This is a genomic window from Streptomyces melanosporofaciens (assembly GCF_900105695.1).
Lineage (GTDB): Bacteria > Actinomycetota > Actinomycetes > Streptomycetales > Streptomycetaceae > Streptomyces > Streptomyces antimycoticus.
This window is the reverse complement of the sequence record NZ_FNST01000002.1, coordinates 8,421,628-8,445,402: the sequence shown is the minus strand read 5'-3', so window position 1 is coordinate 8,445,402 and position 23,775 is coordinate 8,421,628. Positions and strand designations below refer to the sequence as shown.

Annotated in this window: 22 protein-coding genes and 2 pseudogenes; 13 read left to right on the top strand and 11 right to left on the bottom strand. The window is 70.1% G+C overall.

From position 1 onward, the window contains the following. The first annotated feature begins 114 nt into the window (after positions 1-114). Positions 115-729, top strand: coding sequence for a dihydrofolate reductase family protein (locus BLV72_RS38630; RefSeq protein ID WP_093468242.1), 615 nt, complete (start codon positions 115-117; stop codon positions 727-729). A 774-nt stretch (positions 730-1,503) separates the two neighbouring features. On the opposite strand, the gene BLV72_RS38620 is transcribed toward BLV72_RS38630, so the two are convergent. Continuing rightward, a complete protein-coding gene (locus BLV72_RS38620) occupies positions 1,504-2,184 on the bottom strand; it encodes a helix-turn-helix domain-containing protein (protein ID WP_208905864.1) in 681 nt (226 codons plus the stop codon). Between the two features lie 156 nt (positions 2,185-2,340). Between BLV72_RS38620 and BLV72_RS51660 the strand changes: the two are divergent. Both BLV72_RS51660 and BLV72_RS38610 read left to right on the top strand, forming a co-directional pair. After that, a pseudogene (locus BLV72_RS51660) lies at positions 2,341-2,469 on the top strand (NAD(P)-binding domain-containing protein); the annotation flags it as partial. 536 nt (positions 2,470-3,005) lie between these two features. Then, entirely contained in the window at positions 3,006-3,758 is a 753-nt protein-coding gene (locus BLV72_RS38610; RefSeq protein ID WP_093468241.1) for a dienelactone hydrolase family protein, read from the top strand. An 18-nt stretch (positions 3,759-3,776) separates the two neighbouring features. Here BLV72_RS38610 and BLV72_RS38605 read toward each other — a convergent pair whose 3' ends face one another. Beyond that, a complete protein-coding gene (locus tag BLV72_RS38605; RefSeq protein WP_208905863.1) occupies positions 3,777-3,998 on the bottom strand; it encodes a hypothetical protein in 222 nt (73 codons plus the stop codon). Between the two features lie 151 nt (positions 3,999-4,149). Between BLV72_RS38605 and BLV72_RS38600 the strand changes: the two genes are divergently transcribed. Further along, positions 4,150-6,297: a hypothetical protein gene (locus BLV72_RS38600; RefSeq protein WP_093468239.1), complete on the top strand. Its 2,148-nt coding sequence runs from the start codon at positions 4,150-4,152 to the stop codon at positions 6,295-6,297. 166 nt (positions 6,298-6,463) lie between these two features. Here BLV72_RS38600 and BLV72_RS38595 read toward each other — a convergent pair whose 3' ends face one another. The 3 genes from BLV72_RS38595 to BLV72_RS38585 all read right to left on the bottom strand — a co-directional run bounded on the left by BLV72_RS38595 (position 6,464) and on the right by BLV72_RS38585 (position 10,117). After that, complete coding sequence (locus tag BLV72_RS38595; protein WP_093468238.1) at positions 6,464-8,368, bottom strand: multicopper oxidase family protein; 1,905 nt, start codon at positions 8,366-8,368, stop codon at positions 6,464-6,466. 228 nt (positions 8,369-8,596) lie between these two features. Further along, the gene (locus tag BLV72_RS38590; RefSeq protein ID WP_093468236.1) at positions 8,597-8,998 is read right to left on the bottom strand and encodes a VOC family protein; all 402 of its coding nucleotides are present in this window, start codon (positions 8,996-8,998) and stop codon (positions 8,597-8,599) included. A 186-nt stretch (positions 8,999-9,184) separates the two neighbouring features. Further along, positions 9,185-10,117 (bottom strand): NADP-dependent oxidoreductase, encoded by a 933-nt coding sequence (locus BLV72_RS38585; protein WP_093468235.1) that lies wholly within the window; start codon positions 10,115-10,117, stop codon positions 9,185-9,187. Positions 10,118-10,348: 231 nt separating this feature from the next. Between BLV72_RS38585 and BLV72_RS38580 the strand changes: the two genes are divergently transcribed. From BLV72_RS38580 to BLV72_RS38560, 5 genes are all read left to right on the top strand, one after another. Further along, the gene (locus BLV72_RS38580) at positions 10,349-10,822 is read left to right on the top strand and encodes a MarR family winged helix-turn-helix transcriptional regulator (protein WP_093468233.1); all 474 of its coding nucleotides are present in this window, start codon (positions 10,349-10,351) and stop codon (positions 10,820-10,822) included. Between the two features lie 153 nt (positions 10,823-10,975). After that, complete coding sequence (locus BLV72_RS38575) at positions 10,976-11,824, top strand: cupin domain-containing protein (protein ID WP_093468232.1); 849 nt, start codon at positions 10,976-10,978, stop codon at positions 11,822-11,824. Then, entirely contained in the window at positions 11,821-12,573 is a 753-nt protein-coding gene (locus BLV72_RS38570; protein ID WP_280143037.1) for an HpcH/HpaI aldolase family protein, read from the top strand. The genes BLV72_RS38575 and BLV72_RS38570 overlap by 4 nt, the downstream gene beginning before the upstream one ends. Beyond that, positions 12,570-13,028 carry a nuclear transport factor 2 family protein gene (locus BLV72_RS38565; RefSeq protein WP_093468229.1) on the top strand — a complete coding sequence of 153 codons (459 nt, stop codon included), beginning with the start codon at positions 12,570-12,572 and terminating at the stop codon, positions 13,026-13,028. Before BLV72_RS38570 ends, BLV72_RS38565 begins: the two co-directional genes overlap by 4 nt. Positions 13,029-13,117: 89 nt before the next feature. Next, a complete protein-coding gene (locus tag BLV72_RS38560) occupies positions 13,118-14,356 on the top strand; it encodes a DUF3500 domain-containing protein (RefSeq protein WP_167746485.1) in 1,239 nt (412 codons plus the stop codon). Positions 14,357-14,454: 98 nt separating this feature from the next. Here the strand turns inward: BLV72_RS38560 and BLV72_RS38555 are convergent, their stop codons facing one another. The 4 genes from BLV72_RS38555 to BLV72_RS38545 form a co-directional block, all read right to left on the bottom strand. Then, on the bottom strand, positions 14,455-15,678 hold the full coding sequence (locus BLV72_RS38555) for an acyl-CoA dehydrogenase family protein (RefSeq protein ID WP_244321230.1): 1,224 nt from the start codon (positions 15,676-15,678) through the stop codon (positions 14,455-14,457). 30 nt (positions 15,679-15,708) lie between these two features. Further along, positions 15,709-16,200, bottom strand: coding sequence for a flavin reductase family protein (locus tag BLV72_RS38550; protein ID WP_093468224.1), 492 nt, complete (start codon positions 16,198-16,200; stop codon positions 15,709-15,711). A gap of 114 nt (positions 16,201-16,314) precedes the next feature. Next, positions 16,315-16,452 (bottom strand): hypothetical protein, encoded by a 138-nt coding sequence (locus BLV72_RS48410; RefSeq protein ID WP_167746484.1) that lies wholly within the window; start codon positions 16,450-16,452, stop codon positions 16,315-16,317. A gap of 51 nt (positions 16,453-16,503) precedes the next feature. Further along, positions 16,504-17,853: a PucR family transcriptional regulator gene (locus BLV72_RS38545; RefSeq protein WP_093468223.1), complete on the bottom strand. Its 1,350-nt coding sequence runs from the start codon at positions 17,851-17,853 to the stop codon at positions 16,504-16,506. Positions 17,854-18,072: 219 nt separating this feature from the next. On the opposite strand from BLV72_RS38545, the gene BLV72_RS38540 reads away from it, so the two are divergent. The 3 genes from BLV72_RS38540 (at position 18,073) to BLV72_RS38530 (ending at position 21,305) form a co-directional block, all read left to right on the top strand. Continuing rightward, complete coding sequence (locus BLV72_RS38540; protein WP_143059846.1) at positions 18,073-18,996, top strand: LysR family transcriptional regulator; 924 nt, start codon at positions 18,073-18,075, stop codon at positions 18,994-18,996. 155 nt (positions 18,997-19,151) lie between these two features. Beyond that, entirely contained in the window at positions 19,152-19,742 is a 591-nt protein-coding gene (locus BLV72_RS38535; RefSeq protein ID WP_093468220.1) for a hypothetical protein, read from the top strand. Positions 19,743-19,841: 99 nt separating this feature from the next. Beyond that, complete coding sequence (locus tag BLV72_RS38530) at positions 19,842-21,305, top strand: alpha/beta hydrolase (RefSeq protein ID WP_093468218.1); 1,464 nt, start codon at positions 19,842-19,844, stop codon at positions 21,303-21,305. Between the two features lie 118 nt (positions 21,306-21,423). Here BLV72_RS38530 and BLV72_RS38525 read toward each other — a convergent pair whose 3' ends face one another. Continuing rightward, entirely contained in the window at positions 21,424-22,197 is a 774-nt protein-coding gene (locus BLV72_RS38525; RefSeq protein WP_093468217.1) for an oxidoreductase, read from the bottom strand. A gap of 80 nt (positions 22,198-22,277) precedes the next feature. On the opposite strand from BLV72_RS38525, the pseudogene BLV72_RS38520 reads away from it, so the two are divergent. After that, positions 22,278-22,855, top strand: a pseudogene (locus BLV72_RS38520) (TetR/AcrR family transcriptional regulator). 55 nt (positions 22,856-22,910) lie between these two features. Here BLV72_RS38520 and BLV72_RS38515 read toward each other — a convergent pair. Next, positions 22,911-23,723: a sulfite exporter TauE/SafE family protein gene (locus BLV72_RS38515; protein ID WP_093468215.1), complete on the bottom strand. Its 813-nt coding sequence runs from the start codon at positions 23,721-23,723 to the stop codon at positions 22,911-22,913. Between the last annotated feature and the right edge of the window lie 52 nt (positions 23,724-23,775).

Here is a 23,775-nt window from a genome sequence, read left to right as displayed (position 1 = left end):
CAGTGGCGCCGAGCGTGGCCCAGGAGCCTCACTACGCGGCCACGCAAGCGGCCCGTGAGAGGAGGCTCAACGCATGAGCGATGAATTCAGGCAGCCGATCGAGTCTGCCCTGACATGACTCGCATCATCGCTGACATCTCGGTCTCCCTCGACGGCTTCGTCACCGGGCCCGACCCCGGCCCGGACAACGGACTGGGCACCGGCGGCGAAGCCCTGCACACCTGGGCGTTCTCCGAGGACCCCGACGACCGCCGGATCCTGCGCGAGGCCACCGCCCGCTCGGGCGCCGTCATCCTCGGCCGCCGGCTCTTCGACATCGTCGACGGGCCGAACGGCTGGGACGACACGACCGGCTACGGCGCCGGCGAGGTCGGCAAGCCCGCGTTCATCGTCGTGACGAGCTCGCCGCCGAAGTCGGTACGGCTCACCGACCTCGACTGGACGTTCATCACCACCGGCCTGCCCGACGCCGTCACCGCCGCGCGCGAGCGCGCCGAGGCGGCGTCGTCCACCAGCGGCAAGGACCTCGACGCCTTCCTCATGGGCGGCGGCGCCACGATCGGCGCGGCGCTCGCCGCCGGGCTGGTCGACGAGCTGACACTCCACCTCGCACCCGTCGTACTGGGCACCGGAACGCCACTGTTCACCGGCGGCGCGCCACGCACACTCGTACAGCGGAGCGTGACGTCGACAACGACCGTGACACACCTGACCTACGACGTCCTCTGACGCCTAGGACCGGAGCTGACGGACAACGGGCGCTTCCCAGCCGAAGCCTTCGGCGATCAGTCGCACCGGCCGCACGGGTATCCACGCCGCATAGCGGACTGAGAGTTGGCCAACCCCGGCACAGGCGCCCACCGGCCGCGGTGTGTCCGGTGCGGCGGCGGGCCGTACGGCGACTGCCAGGCCGGCCGATCGGTTCGGCCCGAGCCGCCCACCGCGCGGCGCCGTACGACCGGGCCCGGGAGCAGCCCGGTCACCGGACCGGGGTCGTTGTTGTGCGGCACGGTCAGGAGCTCGGGTTGTACGGAACGCAACAGCGCGGGGAGCCAGGGGCTGAGGAACTCGTGGTTCGCATGGACGCAAAACGTGCCGTTCGCACTGAAGTACCCGGAGGCACACCTGTGGCAACGGCGGAGAACGATCGGCAGGCAGGTGGGCACGACAGCCCAGTTCTTGGACACAGAGTGACACCGCTTCCAGTGAGAAGACCGCAGCGAAAAGGAGCACGGCGCACAGGTGCGACGCGCGACGGATCAGCGCTTGGGGGGTCTCACTTGGTGTACAACGGCATGTCCTTGACAGAGTGACTGCGGGCGGGAGCACCGTAACGGCACACGGGAGTGCGGCTCCACTGATTTTCGGGCGGATGGCGATGCCTGGCGGCGCGCGCCCGCTGCCGTCAACGCCGTAGGCGCGCTTGTTGAAGCGGGTCGCTACCGCGCGGACCACCTTGGGCCGGCTGATCCCTCGAGCAGGGGAAACCGTTGAGGAGCTGCTTCAGGTGCATGACCTGCCGAGGGATGAACTCGGCGATCGTGAGGCCGACAACGTCGGCGGCATGGCCGGCGTCGGCGACGATGCGCCGCATTTCGCCGCGGGTGAGCCCGCCCGGCACGAAGCCGATCCCGAGCCCGATCTCGTTGCCGGCGCCCTGCCACTGGGGCCAGACGAGACGCAGGTGCCCGCCTGAGTCGCGGGAGCCGTCGGCGGGGTGAGCCATCGCGTGCTCTCGTCCCAGTCGGTGATCAGGGCGCGGGCCAGCGGGTTGGCGGCCAGCACGTCCTGGCGGTGGTTGGCGATGAAGGCCGGGGTGACGGCGCCCAGGACCTCCAGCATCTGATGGACCTCGGGTCGCACGCGCTGCACGCGTTCCGGGCGGCGGCGCTGGGTGCGGGAGGTGCGGGGCCGGGCGAGGTCGAAGAGGTGGCCGCGTTCGTCGTCGTCCAGGCGCAGGGCCCGGGCCACGGCCTCCAGGACCGTCTCGGAGACGTTGGGGTGGCGGCCCTGTTCGAGGCGGGTGTAATAGTCCGTACTCACACCGGCCAGGCGCGCCACCTCCTCGCGGCGCAGCCCCGGCACCCGGCGGGGGCCATGGCCCGGCGCCAGGCCCGCCTCGGACGGGCTCAGCCGGGCCCGGCGAGTGCGCAGGAAGTCTGCCAGCTCAGCGTTCTGCTCCATATCTCCAGTATTCGCCCCGGGCGGGCCGATCACCTTGGGCGAGGGTGGCCCAGCCGGACCCAGGCTCGGCTGGGCCCCCCGTACCGCCCGCGCCACCGACACACCCATCGCACCGATAGGACATGCGCATGAGCGAGCACCATCGGACCGAGCACCATCGGACTGATCGGCAGCGGGCTGATCGGCGGCACCGTCGCACGCCTCGCCGTCGCCGCCGGACACGATGTCGTCCTGAGCAACCGCACAGGGCCCGAGCCCCTGTCCGACCTGGTGGCGGAGCTGGGCCGTCATCGACACCAACAACTACTACCCGACCGCGATGGCCACACCGCCGCACTCGACGCCGAGACCACCACCAGCGAGCTGCTCCAGACCCACCTGCCCGCCTCGACGCGACACCGCCGCCTACAGCGAGCCGTACTTCAGCCAGGGCCACAGTCTGACCGCGACCGTGCGGGGCGCCGACCCCGGTCCGGGACAGCCCGTCAGCGCAGCCACGCTGCGATCCGCGCTGGCGGCGGCGAAGCGGTACCGGGACATGTAGGCCCACCCGCCAAGGGCCGCTGATGGCCGAGGTCATTCTCGCGAACCGCACTGTGGACTCAGGGCGCTGGCGTCGGCTTCGTTCCGTGGACTACGTTGTGGCCATGAATCCCGGGACGGCATCGCGCCACGCACGGATTGGTGACCCGGTGCCCCTCTGAGCGCCGTACGGGCCGGTGCGGGCCCGCTCTTCGATCGAGGATGTTGCGCTGCCGCGCGGGCTCCGCCTCCGTCGTGTTGATCACAGGTTTCACCCATCAACCACGACAGGAGAATTCATGCCCACCAAGACGCTGCGGATTCCCACCGCGGACGGCCGGGCCGACGCTTTCGCCGCCTTCCCCGACCGGGGCGGGCGGCACCCGGGGGTGCTGATGTACTCGGACGCCTTCGGAGTACGCCCCGCACTGCAGGAGATGGCCCGCGAGCTGGCCGGGCACGGGTACTACGTGCTCGTCCCCAACTTCTACTACCGGCACGGCCCGGCACCGGTGATCGAACTTCCCGAGCACATCGGAGAAGAGGTCCGGCCCGCGGTCATCGGCCGGCTGATGCCCCTGCTCGAGGCACACATCACCACCGAACGTGTCCTGCGCGACGCCGACGCCTACCTCACGTTCCTCACCACCCAGCCCGAGGTCAGCGCCGGACCGGTGGCCGTGACGGGCTACTGCATCGGCGCCCTCTTGGCGCTGCGCACCGCCGCGGCCCACCCCGACCAGGTGGCCGCCGTCGCCGGATTCCACCCCGGCTTCGTGGTCACCGACGCGCCCGACAGCCCGCACCGCCTCGTGCCCGAGCTGGCCGCCGAGGTCCATCTCGGCCTCGCCGAGGGCGACTTGTCGCCCGACATCATCAGCGAGCTCAACGAGGCCCTGGATGCCGCAGGTGTCGGCCACACCTGCGAGATCTATCCCGACACGATCCACGGCTTCACCTTGTCCGACACCGATGCGTTCAGCACCGCCGGGCTGAAACGCCACTGGGACCGACTGCTCCCCCTCCTGGACCGCACACTGGCCACCGGCTGAGGCTCCGGCGGGCACGTGTCAGTCGGCCTGGGCGAGTTGATTCAGGGGTTGGGATCCGCCCAGAAGAGCGCGCGGAGTCGTGACGATGGGCAGCCGCTCCACGGTCGCGCGGTCCAGCAGGCCGACCTGGGCGAGCACGGCGGCTTGATCCCAGTAAACGTGTTCGTACGCCACCGCGGTGCCCTCGAATCCCACGACAGCGATCACCGGGATGTCGACCTTCCTCCCCGTCGCGGCCACGCCGGGGAGGATCCAGGGGACCTCGATGTCGTGGGAGATCGCGGAGTGTCGCGATCTGGTCGCCGTGGTGGATGACGCCCTGTAGGGAAAATGCGGGGACACGGGCCGGACGGCTCTGCCAGCCTGCAGAGATGATGAAGAAGGAGGTCTCGTGAGCGACGGCGAGAAGTCCCGCCTCGGCGAGTTCAGCGCCCGGCTGGAGAGCGACGACATCGACGTCGTCCGCGGGGCTCTGGACGATTACCAGTCGGCGCAGGCGGACACCCGGTGGGGGGTGGACAACCCCTACTGGCCGCTGGCCGGCGAGGTGCGTTTCGCCGCCCGGGACCTCCTCAGGCAACCTCCGTCCGGCCACAGCCACGCGAGCGCTCTCACCATGATGTGGCATCTCGCCGAGGACGAGGACGCGGCCGTGATCGCCGACGCCCTGGAAGGCGCTCCGGACGCCGAGGTGCGGGAGATGGCGCTTCTCGCGGCCGGCGCCGCCCTCGCGCGGGGCGAGGAGCCAAACCGGCGGCTGCTGACGCTGATCACCGCCATGGTGTTGGACGAGGGCCTCGGTGTGCGGGATCGCAGGTACGCCATGCAGGCCGTGGACGATCTGGAGCTCCCGGAGGTCGAGGACCTCCTCGTCCGTCTCACCGAGTCGTCCGAACGGGAACTCCAGGTGTACGCGACGGGCTGTCTCGCGGCGCCCCTGCGGCTCCGCGCCCACCGCGACCGCGTCACGCGGCTCGCGAAGTCCTGGCCCGAGGACGCGGGTTGGGAGGCCGAGCACATTCGTCGCCAAGCGCTCGAAGGCTTCCACAGCACCTACTGGAAGGACACCGAGCTGGCCGATCCGGTGCTCCGGACGGCTCATGACGAGCTGATGTTCCCGCTCAGCGACGAGGGATGCCTGCGGGCGTTCGCCACCCTGCTCCGCAGCGAGGACCCGGTCGCCGTGGGCATCGCGCTCGACCATTACGAGTCCTCGGAGGGACTGCGCCACGTCCTGGAGGACGAGGAACGTGTCGAGACCTACCTGCCCGAGGTGCTGGCCCGCGCTCGTGAGGTGCTCCGGCGGCCGATGTCCCCCGCCGAGGTGAGCGCCCTGAACATGATCGGGGCGCGGCACACCGAGCCCGGCGACGCCGACCTCCTGCTGGACGTTCTGCTGCGCACGGACTCGGACGCGGTGCGCGCGGAGGCCATCTGGATGGCCTACGGCGTGCTCGACGAGGCCGAGGTGAAGGACGAGAGGCTCGTCGCCGCCCTGGGCGATCTGATCTTCGCCCCTTCCCTCGACTTCTACGGCACGAAGGAGACCGCGATCCGCGTCCTGGCCGACAGCCTCGGCGCGGACGCGGACGACGTTCTCCTCCGGGCGCTCCGCGAAGGTGAGCCGAAGGTCCAGGCCCACGCGGCGTATTACCTGGTCAGGACGGGAGGCATGGATCGGCACCGCGCCATCCTGGAGGAGGTCGCCGAGAGCTGGGGCGACCGGCCTCCCCACCGTCCCTGGGGCCAGGACCCCGTTGAGCTGATCTTCGGCAAGCCGCACAGCGTTCACTGGGAAGGACACCGGCTGGCGGACCCGGAGCTGCATCGCGCCCACAGGAGGCTGCGGGCTGCCACGGTGGACGAGTCGTATCACCGGGCGCTGCGCACATTGCTCGAAAGCGACGACCAGGCCGCCGTGGGCATCGCCCTCGACCACTGGTGGAGTCCCCACGGCACCGTGAAGCGGGGCGGCGAGGAAGCGCGTGAACCGGAGCGGGCACTCGTCCTCGATCGCATCCGGGAGGTGCTGCGGCAGCCTCCCTCACCGGCCGAACTCAGCGGCATGTACGGGCCCGAGGCCAAGCACCTCAGCGCACTGTCGGCGCTGCACCTCGTGGCGGCAGAAGAGCCGTCCCTGCTGGCCGAGGTCGTGGCAGCCGCAGCGAGCGATCACGTTCGCGAGCGGATATTCGATGTGGTGGAAGCGGTGTTCAACGACGCGGAGGACACTGACCTACGGCTCGTCGAGGCGCTGGGGAAGGTCGCCTGCGACGCGAACACGCCGTTGCATGGCCGCGTCAGGGCACTGGCGTTGCTGGACGAGTCCCCGGGGACCAACTCCGTGGATGCGCTCGTCCGGGCGACGCGCTGCCCCGAGATAGAGGTTCAAGCGGCCGCGGCGTGGGGGCTGATGTGGGACGAGGTCATCGAGGACCATCGCCCCCTGCTCGAGGAGTTGAGCGCGAGCTGGCCCGTGGAGGACGCCCCGTGGGAGGTCATCCGGGTGCGGGAGATGCTCGACGCCGCTGAGGAGTGAGGCGGGCCGCCCGGGTGCGGGTGACGCATGGCGCGGGAGGCTTGTGGTGAGGTCGCGCGCCTTGAGGTACTCGTCGCGGGACGGCGGCGGGCCTTTGCCCGAGGCCCGCCGCTGAGGCCCAGATGAGCCGCGGGTGCTCGCCTGTGCCGCGGGTCGATCGATCCCGTCAGTGGCCGTGGCCACCACCGTGGGCGGCACCACCGTGGCCGCCACCGCCGTGGTCGTCGTGGTCGACGATCGTCCACGGGCGCATCAGGTCGTCGTCTTCGTGTTCGAGAATGTGGCAGTGGTGGACGTACGTCGCCGGGTATTCGGTGCCGCTGCCCGGAATCGACGCGATCGTGCCCGTCGGCGGGGTGAATTCCTCAATGACGATTCTGGTCACCGTCTCCGGATAGGACTTGACCGTGTCCTTGTAGGACCGTGCTTCGTCCGGGTCCGCCGGAATCGGTGGGCCGGTGAGATAGTTCGCCAACACCGGTAGGTCCTCCGATGTGCGGCCACCGTCGATCCACCTTTCGTAAGCCGCCTGGTAGCCGGCCGCGTCGATCGGCTGCCTGTTCAGCACCTGGAAGTTGACGAGGTGGACATGCATCGGGTGCGCGTCGTGGTTGGGGTTGATGTACTCCCAGATTTCGGTCGAGCCCGCCTTGATGAAGTCCTGGGACGGCTCCATGAATGGCACGGCGTCGAACGTCATGGTGCCGAAGAGCTGGTGCTGGTACAGGACCCATTCCCGCCGACGGGTGTGCGGCTTCAGCTCGATGGGGGCGACCTGCGGCAGATTGAGTTTCTTGGGCGGCGTCGTCTTGTCCGCGCCTCCGGACAAGCGCTTGGTGACCTGGAATTGCATGATTTCCGAGATCTCCGGTCCACCGCCGCCGGGGAAGTGGACCGGCGCGTTGTAGTTCGTCAATGTGACGTTCGTGCCCATGGGCAGCTGGCTGAAGTCGACGATCAGGTCGTACCGCTCGGCCGGCGAGATCAGGAAGTTCAGCATGGGCAAAGGCTCACGGAGGCCGCCGTCGGTGCCGATCAGCCAGAACGGCAATGTGGGCTGCGGCAGTACGTCCCTGGGAACGTCGAACTTCAGCCGCCAGAAGCGCTCGTTCGACGCGTTGAGAACACGCAGCCGGTAGCGTCGCGGCTCGACGGCCAGGAAGGGGTACGCCTTCCCGTTGACGACCGGAGTGTCCTCGCCTTCCCGCTGGGTCATGGTGTAGGCGAGCGAGCCGTCCCGGCCGAAGGTCCGGTCCTGCAGGATGAGGGGGACCTCGAATTCGCCTTCCGGCAGCCCGAGCCGCTCGTCGGCGGGGTCCCGGACGAGGTAGAGACCGGCAAGGCCCGCATAGACGTTGACGCTGGTCATACCCATGCCGTGGTCGTGATACCAGAGCATGGACGAACGCTCGTGGTTGGTGTAGCCGGAGATCGCTTCATTGGGCTTGACCCGGCTCGGGTCCAGAGTGGAATAGGACTCGGCATGGAAGCCGTCCGGGCTGAACGACTGCAGCGGCATTCCGTCGGACTGTGGCGCGGTGAAACCGCCGTGCTGATGCACGACGTTCCACACATTGATATGCGGGGGAAAGGGCGGTTTGCTCTTGTAGGGAGGCGGAGCGATCGGAGTGAGCTGCGGGTCCCCGCTGCGAATGGCGTCGATCACGAATTGGAACAGGTGGGTGGTCGGCAACTCGTTGCAGTACTTGACGACCGTCGGGTGGTCCTTGAGCACGCTGATCGTCGGCCCGAGATAGCCCATGCCGATCGCCCTATGCGCATGGTGCGGATTCTTGGCCCAGTAGCCCCACACGGTCGCCGGCCCGAGATCCCGGTGGAAGCGCCATGAGCCCTGCCGCATCGTGATTTCGTAGTAGTCGGCACCCGGATAGACGGAAGGATCCGGGATGGCTGTCATCGGCCTGGGCAGCGGGTCAACGTACTTCCGCAGCGGAGGAGTCTGCGTCACCGGGGTATCCGTAGACCCTGTTCCATGAGCCGGCGACGCACACGCCCGCTCTCCCAGAACACCCTGCGGAATCATGGTCGCACCCCCCATGGCACCGGCCATGAGGAAATTCCTTCGCCCAACCATTGTCTCCATCCTTTCCCTCGCCTCAGGTAACGCCCAAAGGGATACAGGGCTGGTTCAGGACGTTGATGCAGCACGCCGGTCCGGTCCCGGATAGCCACTCATTGAGCCGAACTCAACGGAAATTCGGCAGGCATCGGAAGGGGAATCGAATGATTACCGCCAGCCAACGGGCTAAAGGACGTCGAGGCGAAGGCGTGTCGGCTGTCAGGAGGTCGGCAGGCTGCTGCCGCCACTGGGTGCATGGCTCAGGTCGACGACGCAGAAGATATTGCCGTCCGGGTCGGCGAGGACGACGAAGTCGGGTTCGGGCGGGTAGAGGTCCCAGTCGACGGCCTGAGCTCCAAGACCGATCAGCCGCCGGACCTCAGCCTGTTGTTCCTCCGCCGTCTCGGTGAAGAGGTCCAGGTGAACGCGAGGGTGCGGCTCCGCCGGCGACTCGCTGAGGAGCAGGCCGAGAGCCCGACCGGAACCGTCGGCGTGGTTGAGCGTGCGCCATGTCTCGCTCTGCCACTCCTCGGCGGCAACCAGGTCCAAAGCCTCCGTCCAGAAGCCCACCGCGCGGGGAAGGTCCGTGACGCCGATTACGGGGATTCCGAGCCTCAACATGGAAGACAAGGCTAGAGCGCGCCGTCAAAGCTGATCAAGCGATGAGGGGAACACGCCATGAGCTGGGACCTCCAGCGCTATCACTCGCCAACGCGGGCCGCGCGGCTGTCATTTCGGAAAGGTCGGCATGAGGGCCGGGACACCGGTCGGACGGAGAACGAGCGGCGGGCGTCCCGGCCGGTGCCATCAGGGGGCGATCAGGACGGTCTTGCCGGGCAGTCGCCCGGCGGCGGAGTCGTCATGCACGGCACGCGACTCGGCCACCGGGCGGCGGTCGGCGATGTGGAGGCGGAGTCGAGCGTCGTCGACCCTGGCCACCAGCTCGGTCAGCTGGGTGGCGTCGCCGCGGACCCACAGGCTGGCGCTGCGTACGGAGCGGGCGGGGTCTTCCGGTATCGGGCCCGCTGTGCTGGCGGCCACGCCGCCGTCGGCGACATAGCGCGACAGCCGCGCGGCCTCGTCCTCGGTGCCGCGCACATGGTTCAGCAGAACCTCGAAGGGACCACCGACCGCGGCGGGGCCGGCGGCGAGATCGAGGCGGTCGACGACCCGGGCGCCGTAGCTCTGAAGGCGCTCGGCGTGCCGCGGGCCGGCGGCCGCCGTCACCTGCGCTCCCGCGTCCACGGCGATCTGGACCGCGAGACTGCCCACCGCGCCCCCTGCCCCGTTGACCAGGACGGTCTGCCCGGGCTTCAGTTCGGCGAGCTCGAACAACACCTGCCAGGCCGACAGGCCGGTCAGGGGCAGCGCCGCGGCGTCGGCCAGGTCGATCGACCGGGGTGCCGCGACCAGGGCCTCGGCCGGGGCGAGCACATACTCGGCGGCCGCGCCCACGGCGTCGAGGGGCAGCATGGCCACGATCCGGTCGCCCACCTCCACGCCCGACACCTCCGCGCCGAGTTCGGCGACCGTGCCCGCCAGGTCGATCCCGGGCACGTGCGGGAGTGCGATGGGGAGCATCGCGTTCAGGGCTCCGGCGCGGATGTGGTCATCGACCGGATTGAACGACGTGGCCGCCACCCGCACCAGCACCTGCCCGGCGGCGGGGACCGGACGCTCGATGTCCTCATAGCGCAGGACCTCGCTGCTGCCGAAGTCGTGGTAACGCACTGCCTTCATGGCATTTCCTCTTGTGTGTGTCGGTGTGTCGGTGTGTCGGTGTGCCGGTGTTGGACGAGAGCGTCCACGGCCCATTCGTCGAATGCCGCGGTCTCGGCGGCGAGTTCAGGGAAAGCCAGCCGTCACCGGTTCCGAAGTCGTCCGTTGACTTGCCCAGGCAAGTCAAACGTAACCCCGATTGAGTTGCCTGGGCAAGTCATCTGAGTTGCCCAGGCAAGTAGGATGTGGGGTATGGACACCTCATCACCCTGGCTCGACGACGATCAGCAAGAGCTGTGGCAGGCCCTGCTCACCGTCGTCATCGCACTTCCGGCGGCCCTCGACCGTCAGCTACAACGCGATGCTGGCATCTCCAACTTCGAGTACGGCGTGCTGGCCCGGCTGTCCATGTCCGACGAGGCCACCATGCGACTCAGCGACCTGGCCCGGGACTGCGACAGCACACAGCCTCGCCTGTCGAAGGTGATGGACCGCTTTGAATCCCGCGACTGGGTCGTTCGCCGACCCGACCCCACCGACGGCCGGTACACCCTCGCCACACTGACCGACACCGGTCGGCAGAAGGTCGTGGCGAGCGCACCGGAACACGTCGCGCAGGTGAAGCGGCTCGTCTTCGATCCGCTCAGCGCCGCTCAACGCCGCCACCTCAGCGCCGCGCTCACCCGCATCGCCGCCACCGTGCGCCAAGAAGTCGAAGGAGGGTGAGCCTCGTCCGACGCCCTGACGCTGTCGTTCCGACGCCGTCGTTCCATGGATGGTTCGGCTCAGCCGATCGGTGCGCTCGGAAACTCGCGATTGTTCCGCCACAGGGCCGGCAGGAAGCTGATGGCATCCGAGCGGTTCCCCAGGAGAGGCCCGATGACCATCGCCGCAATCGTTGGAACTTCCCTCGTCGACGAGATCTCGGAGCGTGATCCGGACCTGATCTCCGCCGGTGGCAGCCGTACGTGGTCGGTGTGCGGCCGCAACTTCGTGGTAGCGATCACCGAGCTCGAGGCGGGTGACCGCCTCACCGAGCACCATCTGCCCGACGAATACATGCTGCTCGTCCAGGACGACGCGGTGGTGAGCGTGGAGCATGACGGCCGGGCCTCTGCCTCCGTGTCCGAGCCCGCACTCGTCGTCGTACCGGCCGGCACGAGCACGGTGCATGCGGCGGCGTCGACCACGGTGGCGCGGGTGTTCACCGCCCGCTGCGACGAGCAGATGAGGCGGGCCGTCAACCATGCTGCCGGGGCCGACCCGCGAGCCGCACCGCTGCCGGAGCCCACCGAGACCGGCGGCGACGGGATCCGGATACATCGCCTGCGGGACATCCCCGACGAGGAGGGACGGCTCGGCCGGATCTTCCGGACGGCGTCGCTGATGGTGAACTGGTTTCCGGTGCACGAGGGGCCACGCGACACCGAACGGCTCTCACCGCACTCCCACGAGGACTTCGAGCAGATGTCGGTGACCCTCGTCGGGGACTACGCCCACCACCTCCGGGTCCCGTGGACCCCCCGGATGAGTGAGTGGCGCGACGATGAGCACGTCCAGGTCGGCAGTCCCTCGATGACACTGATCCCGCCGACCGTCGTGCACACCACCCGCGCCGTGGGCGCGGGCCCGCACACGCTCATCGACGTGTTCGCGCCACCGCGCGAGGACTTCCTCGCGCGGGGCTGGGTGCTCAACGCCGCCGGATACCAGGGGATCCGGCGGTGACGGGCGATGCGTTTCCCCGGCTCGGAGCCTGGGTGAAGCTCCCCGCACCGGAGAGCGTCGAGCTGCTCGCACTCGCCGGGTTCGACTTCGTGGTGATCGACGCCGAGCACGGCGCGATCGACACCCGCACGACATCGACCATGATCGGGCTGGCCCGTGGCTGCGGGCTCGCGCCCTTCGTCCGGGTGGCCGGCACCGCGCCACGCGATGTCCAGGTCCCGCTCGACGCGGGTGCGGCCGGACTGTTCGTCCCGCAGGTCGACGACGCCACCCGGGCGCGGGACGCCGTACGGGCGACACGGTTCCCTCCGCTCGGACGGCGCGGGGCCAGCACCTCCGGACGAGCCGGCCGATGGGGGCTCGAAGCCCTCGGTGACTATGTGCGGTCCGGCAACGACGAGGTCCGTCTCGTGGTCCAGGCCGAGAGTGCCGGAGCCCTCTCGGCGATCGTCGAGATCGGTGAGGTCTCCGGTGTCGACGCGGTCTTCATCGGCCCGACCGATCTCGCGGTCTCCGGCCAGTTCCCCGAGGGTGACGGCAGGCCGGCAGAACTCGTCGCGGCGGCCGAACGACGCTGCGCCGACCACCGCATCACACTCGGCACCACGGCCTCCGGCAACGCGTCGGAATTGCTGGATCGCCGTGGGTACGACTTCCTCGTCCTGGGGGCCGACACCACGATGCTGCGCCAGGGCGCACACGCGCTGGTCCGCGGTGCACGTACGGCCGCGCCGGGAGCGGGCCGATGACCCTAGCCCTCCTGCACACCGAACTGTCCATGCTGGTGACGGCGCTGTGGTACGAGATCGATCACGGCGACGGCTCGGCGGCCGCCGGTTACTTCACCGCCGACGCCGAGCTGACGTTCTCGCGCCGGACCTTCCGCGGCACCGACGAGATCAACGGCGTGTACCGCGACCGCACCGCACGGGGACCGCGGGTGTCGCGTCATCTGATGTCCAACTTCCATGTCCTGCGGCACGAGAGCGATCGCGTCGAGGCCGTGTCCGCCCTGGTGCTCTACGCGCAGGACGGAACGCCACCCGTACCGACGACCGTTCCGGTGCTGGTCGCCGACGTGCACGACCGCTTCGTCCGGGTCGGCGGAGCGGGTGGCGAAGCTCGCGGATGGCTCATCGCCTCCCGGCGGATCGAGAACCGCTTCCTCATGCCGGGCGACGTCCTCGCCGTCCCTACCGAATAAGACCCCCTCGCCGTCCCCACCGAATAAGACCCCCTCGCCCTTCCCACGGAATAAGACCTCCTCGCCGTTTCCACCGAGTAAGGAGCCCGATGTCCCACCAGCGACATCCGGAAGACTTTCCCCTGCCGACCAACCGGGGCAACCTGCCCATCGTCGACTCCCACCTCTTCGACGATCTGCTCCCCCCGGAGGCAGCCTTCGAGCTGACCGCCGGTCTACGCCGCCACCGCGAGCCCTTCGTCGGCATCACCGAGGACGGCACCCCGCGCCCGGGCCTCTACCGGCTGAATGACGCGGGGACATCCCCGAAGGCCGCCGTCGTGGCGGCCCGGGCCTACCTCGACGGGCTGGCGCCCCACCAGAGGGTGGTCGCCGCCCTGCCCATGGACGCCCCGGAGTGGCGGCTGTGGACGAACGCGATCCCGACATGGCACCCGAAGGGCATGCGGCTGGAACGGCTCGCCACCGGCGACCGCGACCGCGCACTCGCCGTCATCGAGGCCAGTCTCAGCCCTGTCGGCTACGCCCAGGTGCGAGCGGTGATGGCGCTCAACGAGAACCTGGGCGAGCTCATCGACGACTACCGGGACACCCTCACGGAGTTCGCCTACTGGTTCACCGTCTTCGGGACCCCTTCGGGCGACGCCCCATGGGGATGGCAACTGATGGGCCATCACGTGGATCTGCACTGCGTCTTCGTCGGAGGGCAGGTGATGCTCGCCCCGGTGTTTCTCGGTGCCGAGCCGACGACCGGGACGGGGCGGTTCGAGGGCGTCCACGCCCTGGGCGACGAGACCGAGGTCGCCCTGGCGTTCCGCCGCACGCTGGACACCAACCGCCAGGAGGAGTTCCTGATGGGGCCGTCGCTGCGCGCGGAGGCCCTTCCGCCCGAACTCGCCGGCCCGTGGAACGGACGGCATCTCGCCGGCGCGGGCAGTGACAACCTCATTCTGCCTCCCGAGGGGATCGTCGCGGCGAGCCTGCCGGCCGACCAGCGTGACGGTCTGGTGGAGCTGATCCGGGTCTATCTCGACCGCCTGCCACCGCCACAGGCCGAGCGCACCTTGGCGCTCGTCCGTGAACACTTCGACGAGACGCGGTTCGCCTGGCGTGGCGGCCACGACGACGAGTGCGCCTTCTACTACCGGATCCACTCCCCCGTGCTCCTGGTCGAGTACGACAACCATCCCGGTGTCTTCCTCACCAATCCCGAGCCAGCCCGCTACCACGTCCACACCATCGTGCGGGCGCCCAACGGCAACGACTACGGGCGTGACCTCCTCGCCCAGCACTACCGGCTTCACCACGGAGGTCACGGATCCGGTTGACCTCGCCCCTCGTGCCAGAGCGGCGTTGGCCAGCTCGTCCTCATCGCTGCCGCCCTCCACCACCAGCGCCATCGTCACCAGGATCGGCCAGCGTCGTCCTACACCATCACGGACACCGTGCCCCGGATGCCGAACAGCGACTTCCCGTAGATCTCCGCGGCCACTTCGGGGTTGAGGACGGCGTGCCGGCTCCCGGTCTCGATGTCGCGCCAGATGCGCTGCAGCGGGTTGGACTCGCCGAAGCTCGAAGCCCCCTGGGCCGAGCACACGATGCGGACCGCCTCCCGCGCGTGGACCGCCGCCATTCCCGCGTCCATCCGCATCCGTGCCCGGGCATCGTAATCGGGGAACGCCCCGGCCCGTGCGGCCTCGTCGATGTCGGCGGCCGCGCGGTAGGCGTGCAGCTGGGCGGAGTCGGCGAGCGAGGCCGCCTTCGCGGCGGCGAGTTGGATGGTGGGTGCCTCGGCCTGGGAGGCGTAGCTCGTCAGGGTCAGCGCTCGTCGCGGGGCCTTCTCCAGCAGGAGATCGACAGCGGCCGCGGCCAGTCCGAGCTGGGGCCCGGTCAACACGAGCGCGGCGGTCGGCACGAACGGTGCCCGGTAGAGCGCCTCGTCGGTGAAGGGTGTGGCATAGCGGCCCTCGACGGCGTCGGGGACGGAGTGGAAGCGGTGTGCGGGTACGAAGAGGTCCTCGCCGACGAGCGTGTTCGACGCGGTTCCGCGCATGCCCGCCACGAACCAGGTGTCCTCGATGGTCAGCTCCGACATCGGCGCGAGCACGATGCCGACGGCGTCCGGCGTGCCCTCGGCGTCCGGCCGGGTGACCCCGAGGACCGCCCAGTCGGCGTGGGCGCACCCGGATGCGGGCGCCCAGCGCCCGCTCACCCGGTACCCGCCCTCGACCACGCGCGCGGTGCCCGAGGGGGTCACGACGCCGGCGACTCGGGCGTGGGGGGTGTGGGCCCATACGTCGTCCTGGGCCCGGGCCGGGAAGAGCCCGACGAACCACGCGTTGGCGTTGAGCAGTGAGGTCAGCCAGGCGGTGGAGCCACAGGCCCGCCCGACCTCGCGGCTGACCTCCAGCAGGGTGCGGTAGTCGGTCTGCAGCCCGCCGTAACGGGCGGGTTGCATCAGCGAGAGCAGACCGGCCTCGGCCAGGGCGGCGATGTTCTCGGCGGGAACCATGCGTTCGCGGTCGGTCCGATCGGCGCCCGCTGCGATGAGCGGTCCGAGGGTGGCGGCGCGCTCGACGAGTTCGGACCGCAGGGCGCGCGCGGGATCGGTGGTGCGGGGAATGTCCAGGGTGATGGTCATCGTCGTCATTTCGGTGTCGAAGATCAGGTGGGGTACGGGTCAGCTCGCGACGGCGAGAGGGGTGTGGGTGCCGAAGACCCGGCGCGCGTAGGTCAGGGGGGCCGCGGGGGTCGGCTCGGCCTCCTCGACACCGACGACGAGCAGGATGTGGTCACCGCCGCCCACGTGGCGTTCGACGCGTCCCGCCGTCCAGCCTGCGGACTCGGGCAGGTAGGGCAGTCCGGCGCGGAGGGTCCAGCTGACGCCGTCGAACTTCGAGCCCGATCCACTCCGGCGGGCGAACGTCGATGCCAGTTCCCGCTGGTGGGCGCCGAGGATGTTCACTCCCACCCGGTCCCCCGGCTGGAGGTGGGGCAGCAGCCGCGAGGCGCGGTCCAGGGCGAAGCTCACCAGCGGAGGGTCGAGCGAGAGCGAGGCCAGACTCGACACGGTGGTGCCGTGCGGTCGCCCGTCGGGGGTCGTCGCCGTCACCACGGTGACCGGCGAGCACACCCCGCTCATCAGCTCGACAAAGGTCTCTCGGTTGATCATCGTGCGCCTCCCGTGGGCATGGGTTGGTCTGTCGGGATGCGTGGTGTTGTGTGGCCTCGCGTCCGACATCACACAGTGAACTCCGGCTCTCGGGCGGGCGCTTGGTCTGGCGGGTCAGGATTCCGGCCGCCCGTTGAGCTGCCACACCGGTCTGTCGGTCCGCCACACCGGTCTGTTGATGTGCCGCACCGGTCCGTTGGCCTGCCACACGGGTCCGTTGATGTGCCGCACCGGTCCGTTGGTCTGCCGCACGAGTCTGTTGGTCTGCCACACCGGTCCCGGCCGCGACCGGCCACTCCGGGCTCACCGCTCTGCGACGTCGCGGGGCAGGAGGACCGCGTCCCCCAGTTCCTCGGCGAGTGCCAGTGCGGTGTGGAGGGTGAAGAGGCGGTCGTCGAGGCCGTGTCCCAGCACCTCTTGGGCCCGCTTCACGCGGTAGGTCACGGTTCCCCTGGCCACGTGCAGACGTCGGGCGACATCCACGAGGCTGCGCTCGGCGCCGATGTAGTGGTACAGCGTGGTCCGCAGCGCCTCCATCGACGCGCTGCGGGTGGCGAGCCCGCCGAGTTCACGTCGTACGAAGTCTCCGGCCGCGTCGAGATCGGTGGCCAACAGCGCGATGGCGGCCACGTCGGCGTAGGCGGTCGCATGCCGCGGCATCCGCCCGGCCTCGCGCCGCAATCGCTCGACCCGCTCCCCGCGCAGGGCCTCGCGGTGGGAGCGGCGGAAGCCCTCGACACCGCCGCCCGGGGCCCCGAAGGCCGCCTGCGTCTGCTGCCGGGACAGTGCGTCCGCGATGCTCTCCCACGAACCGGGGCGGCGCGTGCCGTCCGAGGGCACCGTGCCCCACGCCCACAACCGCCCTGAGGCCACGGGAATGACCAGCGTCGTGGTGGCGCCCCGGGCCCGGAGCGCCTCGGTGGCCGCCGCCTGCAGCGTAGAGCTGCCGTTCGACGTGTCCGACCACACCACCACCGCCTCGTGGGTGCGCCGCAGGTCGTAGCCGAGCACACGCGACGCCTCGCCGATATCGGTCGTCGTGGCATCGCTCAGCAGGGAGCGCACGATGTCGGCCCGTGCCGCGGCCGCGCTGGTGCTCCACACCTCGTGCTCCACGAGGTAGGCGCGGATCATGGTGTCGGAGAGGTCATCGACGTAGGAGAACAGTTCCCGGGAGATCGCCGTGACCTCATCGACCGCCACCTCCGGGTCGACCAACTCGGCACAGGCCCGCAGGAACGCCTCGGTCGTTGCCGCATGCCCGACCCGGACGCCGTGCAACACCCGCTCGAGCGGCACGGCCCGATGGACGAACTCGCGGATGCCCTCCAGGATCGCCTCATCGGTGGGCGGGGCGGCTGCCGAGCCTTCCACCAGGGTGAACAGCGCCCGCAAGGTGGTCGCTTCATTGCCTCGGCGGAGCAGCTCGACCGCGGCCGGGCTCCCGCCGAGGGCCGGTACCTCGTCCACGATCCGCCGCACGACCACGGAATTCAGCTCGATCGCCCAGCGCACGGGGTCCGCGCCGACTCGCGCGACGGCGTCCTCGACGACCGCGTACGGGCTCGCCGCTCGGTCCACGTCGACCTCACCCCGCGGGCCCAGCCGCGCGATCCAGGCCCGTCGCGGCCGCGGCCCACCGGTCTCGGTCACACTGTCTCCCTGGGGCTACGACGCCGCGACGGGGTCATCGATCCCGGTCGCGGTAATCGGATATGACGCCATACTCGGACCGACACGAGGAACTGATCAACTGCGGGTTGCCGAAGCCATCGTTCGGCAAAACCGAACGATGTGGTAGAAGAGTCTGGCTGCTCGTCGCGGTGCGAACACTATGGAGTTCGCACCCTGCGGAGTGACGGGAGGACGGCAGTGAACCTACGCCAGATGGAGTGCTTCCTCGCTGTCGCGGACGAACTCCACTTCCGGCGCGCCGCCGACCGTCTGCGACTGGCCCCGCCCAGTGTCAGCGAGGCCGTCGCCAGTCTGGAACGCAGCCTCGGCAGCCGGCTCGTCGAGCGTACGAGTCGGCGGGTGCAACTGACCCCCTTCGGCGCCGAGTTCGCGGCCGCGATCCGGGGGCCCATCGAGGCGTTGCACCAGGCCCACCGGACCGCCCGCCTGCGCTCGGCGCGCCATCGTGACCTCGTCGTCGCCCACACCCCGGAGCTGGGACAGCTGATCCTGCCCGGACTGGTCGACGCCTGGCCCGGCGCCACCGCCGCCGACGACGAGGCCCGGGGCCGGTGGCGTCCGGTCCCCATGCACACCCCCGAGCAACTGGCCGCCGTGGCGAACGGCGAGGTGGACGTGGGCCTGTGCTGGTCGGTCCCCGAGCAACCCGGGATCGCCAGTGCCGTGCTCGGCGAGTTCCCGCTGGTCGCCGTGGTGCAGGCGGCGGACCCGCTGGCGAGCCGCCGCGAGGTGGCGCTCACCGACCTCCGCACCCGTCAGATCCTGATCACCCCGCGTGGCGACAACCCCTACCTCGAGAGCCGGCTGCAGGCGGACATCATCCGGGCCGGTATTCCCCGTACTCACATCGAGGAGGTGGGGCGCTACGACGAGCTTGCCGTGCACGTGGCCACGCGCGGACACGTGGGGGTCCACCCCGGGCCGATCGCGTTCACCAATCCCCTGTCCACGGTCGTCTTCCGGCCGATCGCCGACGCCTCCGACCGTGTCCGGATCTGCGCGATCAGCCACGCCGAGGCTCGCGACGGTTCCATCGCGGCGCTCATCGCGAGCTTGCGGTCGATCGTCGGCTCGCTCGACATCGATGACAAACTCATGTGACCCACCCGGCGTGTGCGGGGGCGGTCGTCCGCGCCCCTGAAACGGGGCTCCTGGCCACCGGGCCCGGCGCACTCCCCCGGGGGGCTATCCCCCGTTGCCTCCCTGGGGCGGGCCGGATTGTCGGGACCGTCGGGGAAACGGGAGTGTGCTGAGGCATGGCGAAACCTCACAGAACACTCAGGAACACCATCCTGCCCTCCGCGTTATCGCCTCCCGCGCCGCTGTCCGCCACCCGGCGCGGTTTCCTCCGCGAAGTCGACTTCGTCAACGCCTCCGTGCTGGGCGCGGCAGGGGCGCTCGTCTCCGCGGGGCAACATCTCACCGCGTATTTCTCGGCCCAGTTGGCCGGTGAGTTGCTGCCGCCCGGGGCGCTCGCGCAGATGCGGGCGACCGTGCCGCGCGACCTCGCCCGGGGCGTCGAGTACCGCCTCGGGCTGGCCCGGTACCCGATCAGCGGGAATGCCGGGGGCGGCTGGTACTGGGGTCACGGTGGCACCGTCGAGGGAACGCGCACCCGCGGCGGCGTCACGGAGGACGGCCGGGCGGTGCTCGTCGCGGTCAACGAGATCTCCCCGAACCCCGAGGGATCGCAAGCCGTCGTCGACAACGTCGACCGGATCTTCCAGGCCGTCCCCCGCAGGGACCACCGGACGAAAGCGCACCAGTCGATAGTGCACCAGACGGGAACGCACCAGACGGAAAAGCACCAGAGCGAAACGCGGACGAAGGGCGGCTCTCCGTCATGAACCCACGCATCACGCGCACCGCCGCCATCACCACACTGGGCCGCGGCGCTGGCCTTCACCGGGAGCCCCACCCTCGCCCAGGCCACCGCCGCACCGAGCGTGAACCACGCGACGACCGAGGCGGATGGGCCCGACTCGCTTCGCCCCTTCGTCGAACAGCGCCCCCACTGGACGGCGTGCGACCACAAGGAGCTGGACGCGGCCGGTGCCCGCTGCGCCACCATCCGTGTGCCGCTGGACTACCGGAACCCTCAGGGAGCCACCCTGACCATCGGCTTCTCCCGCATCAAGGCCACCGACACCGCGCACCGCATCGGGGTGATGATGCACAACTCCGGTGGCCCCGGCGGGAACACCCTCGACATGCCGCTGTACGACGCGCCCGCCATGGGCAGGCGACTGGCCGCCCGCTACGACCTGATCGGCATGGACCCACGCGGTGTGGTCCGCAGCAGCCCGCTGCGCTGCGGCACCGCCGGCCACTGGCTGCGCTCGGCCGGATACGACGACACGGGGTTCCGGGCCCAGGCCCGGTACGAAGCGGACCTGGTGAAGAGCTGCCAACGTGTGTACGGGAAGGGCATGTCGTATCTGCGGCACTTCACCACCCGTAACACCGCGCGGGACATGGATGTGCTCCGGGCGGTCCTGGGTGAGCGGAAGACCTCGTACTTCGGGATCTCGTACGGCACCTACCTCGGGGCCGCCTACGCGGCGATGTTCCCGGGCCGTACCGACCGGCTGCTGCTGGACAGCGCGATCGACCCGGCCCGGTGGAACGTCCGGGCGTTCCGCGACGCGGCGGCGGCGAACGAGGCGTTCCTCGACACCTGGGCGGCGTGGGCCGCCCGCCGCCACACCCTCTACGGGTTCGGCGACACTCCGGCGAAGGTCCGGGCGACCGTCGAGGGGATCGCCCGGCAGGCGGCCCGCACACCTCTGCGAGTGGGCCCGTACACCGCCGACGGCCAGCAGGTGCCGGCCGTACTGGCGGATGTGATGGCCGACGACCGGGAGTTCGCCCGCGCGGCGAAGAACATCCGGGTGCTCCACGACGCGGCCCGGGGTCGCACCGTCGAGCCGACCGAGGAACTGCGCGCCGCGCTCGGCCCTCCGGACGACACCTCGGACATCCAGAACTCCCTCCAGCTCGCCCTGCTGTGCGGGGACCGCGCCGCGCCACGGGACCTGTCCTGGTACCGGCGCAACGTCGAACGCAGCCGGGCGACGATGCCGGTGTACGGACCGCTGTTCAACGGCGTGCACCCGTGTGCGCTCTGGCCCAACACACCGCTGGAGCCGCCCGTGACCGGTGGCAACGACGCACCGGGCCTGATCGTCCAGGCCACCGGCGACCCGCGCACCAGTTATGGCAACGGGCAGGGTCTCCACCGGAAGATGCCGAACTCCCGGCTGATCACCCTGAGGGCACAGGTGCACGGCGTCTACACCGTCTACCCGAACCGATGCGTCTACCGCCAGGTCAACGACTATCTGCGAACCGGCGAACTGCCCGCGCGGAACACGGTCTGTGACAAGGACCCGGGGAACGGCACGCGCTGAGGACCCGCCGGATCGGCGTGGCGGGTAACACTCCCTGACCGGGCGTTCAGGCCACTGCCCGAACGGCCGGTCAGGGATCCGGCGTAAGGGAAGACGACGGGCGGGCCCGGCCCTGGGCCTACGCCACGGGGATGATGCCGCCGTCGACCCGGAACTGGGCTCCCGTGAGCCACTTCGCGCGGCCGGATGCGAGGAAGGCGATCATCTCCGCCACGTCCTCGGGATCGCCGGGCCGGCCCATCGGCACCTTGAGGTGATCCACGATCTGCTGCTGGACCTCCGCCACGCCGACGCCCTGCCGGTCGGCGATGTGCTGGAGGTGCTGGACGGCGCCCTCGGTGGCCACAAAGCCCGGCAGCACACACACCACCCGCACTCCGTGCTCTCCCACTTCGGTCGCCAGCTCGCGGCTGTAGGCGTTGAGCGCCGCCTTGGCCGCCGCGTAGGACGCCTCCGTGCGCTGCGGCAGACGGCTCGCGATCGACGAGACGTGCACGACGACGCCGGAACCCCGCTCAACCATCCCGGGAACCAGGGCCCGGTCGAGCCGGACGGCACTGAGCAGGTTCATCTCGAGGTCCGCACGCCACGACGCGTCGGACCGCTTCAGGGTCGGCATCGGCGCGCTCGCGGCGGCCGCGTTGTTGACCAGCACATCCACCCCGCCCACGCTGTCGATGACCCGTCGGCCGAGCTCCGCCGCGCCTTGATCCGTGGCGAGGTCCGCGGGGATGAAAGTGGCCGGCAGATCCTCCGGAGGCGCGCTGCGCGAGGCGGTCAGCACCGTCGCGCCCGCGGCGGCGAATCGACGGGCGGTGGCCTCGCCCAGACCACGGCTGCCGCCGGTGACCAGCACACGAAGGCCGCTGAGCTCCTCATCCGGAACTGTCATGGGAGTGCCCCTCCAGTAAGGTGAACCCGACTCCGGAAACTATACATAAGCGGAACCCGACTCACTTTACGGAGGCACTGTTGCCGTCGTCACGTCCGATGCGCGCCGATGCGCGCCGCAACCGCGAGGCGTTGCTGGCCACGGCGCGGGAGGCGTTCCTCACCGGCGAGGCCGACGCCCACGTGGAGGAGATCGCCCGGCGGGCCGGAGTGGCGGTCGGGACGCTCTACCGCCACTTCGAGACACGCGAAGCCCTCATCGAGGAGGTCTACCGCCAGGAGGTCGACGAGCTGTGCGCCGCACCCGCGGAGCTCCTTGACCTGCATGCCCCGGACGAGGCCCTGCGCCACTTCCTGCTGCTGCTCGTGGACCACGCCGCCGTGGGCAAGGGAATGGCCGTCGCGCTGGAGAGCATCATGGCGACGGACTCACCGATCTTCGATGACGCCCGCACGCGGATGGCACAGGCCCTCACTCAGCTGCTCGAAGCGGGCACAGCGGCCGGCACCATCCGTGGCGGCGTCAGCGGACGCACACTGCTGCGCGCTCTGGGGGCATCTGCGGCATGCACACCACGGAGGGCTGGCAGGACGAGGCCGTGCAGATCACGGCGATCCTCTTCGACGGCCTGCGGTTCGGCGCGCAGAACGCGGGCTGAGTCGCCGCGCCTCACCCCGACGAGACCTGTCCGGGAGACCGGCGCATCGGGCGCGTCAGACTCCGATGGCCACCATCACGACCAGCACGATCAGGAGGAGGACGACGTAGGCGACGGAGTGGACCCGGTCCGGGACCCGGCCGGTGACGCGCCTCGCCACGGCGATAGTGGGCAGGGATCCGATGAGCAGGGCGGCGCCCGCGGTGAGATCGACGTAGCCAAGCTGTCCCGGGCCGGCGGATGTGGCGGGGGCGAGGGCGTAGACGAGGGTTCCGGCCAAGGCGACGGGGACGCTGAGGGGGTTGGCCATGGCGGTCGCCTCGGCCATGGGAAGACCCCGGCGGCGCAGCAACGGAACCGTCATGACGCTGCCGCCCACCCCCAGGCCCGCGGCCACCAGGCCGATGCCTACGCCGCCGAGGGTGGTGGTGCGCCGCCCCAGGAGCTCCGGACGGGTGTGGTGCGCCACGGAGAGGAAGCCCTTCCTCAGCAGACTGTCGGCGATCGTCACCAGCAGATAGGCGGCGAACAGCAGGCGCAGCGCCGTGCCGCCGATCAAGGTGGCCGCGAAGGATCCGGCGACGGCGCCGACCGCGATGAACGCCGCCAGCGGCCAGACGTAGGCGCGGCGCAGTCGGCCCTGCCGCCACTGGGCCAGCGCCGCCGCCGCGGCATTGACGACCATGACCGCCGCCGAGGTGGCCACGGCGATGTGCATGGCGTCCGCGTCCTTTCCGGGAGCCGCCGTCACGGTCAGGACGCCGTAGACGACGGGGACCGTGATGAAACCGCCGCCGAAGCCGAAGAGCACCGTCGTGATGCCGGTCAGGCACCCGAGGAAGAGAAGAGTGGAGAACGAGGTCAGCACTGGTCAGACGCTATTGACCGGCAGGCGTGGCGGGCAATCGACGGATTGCCAT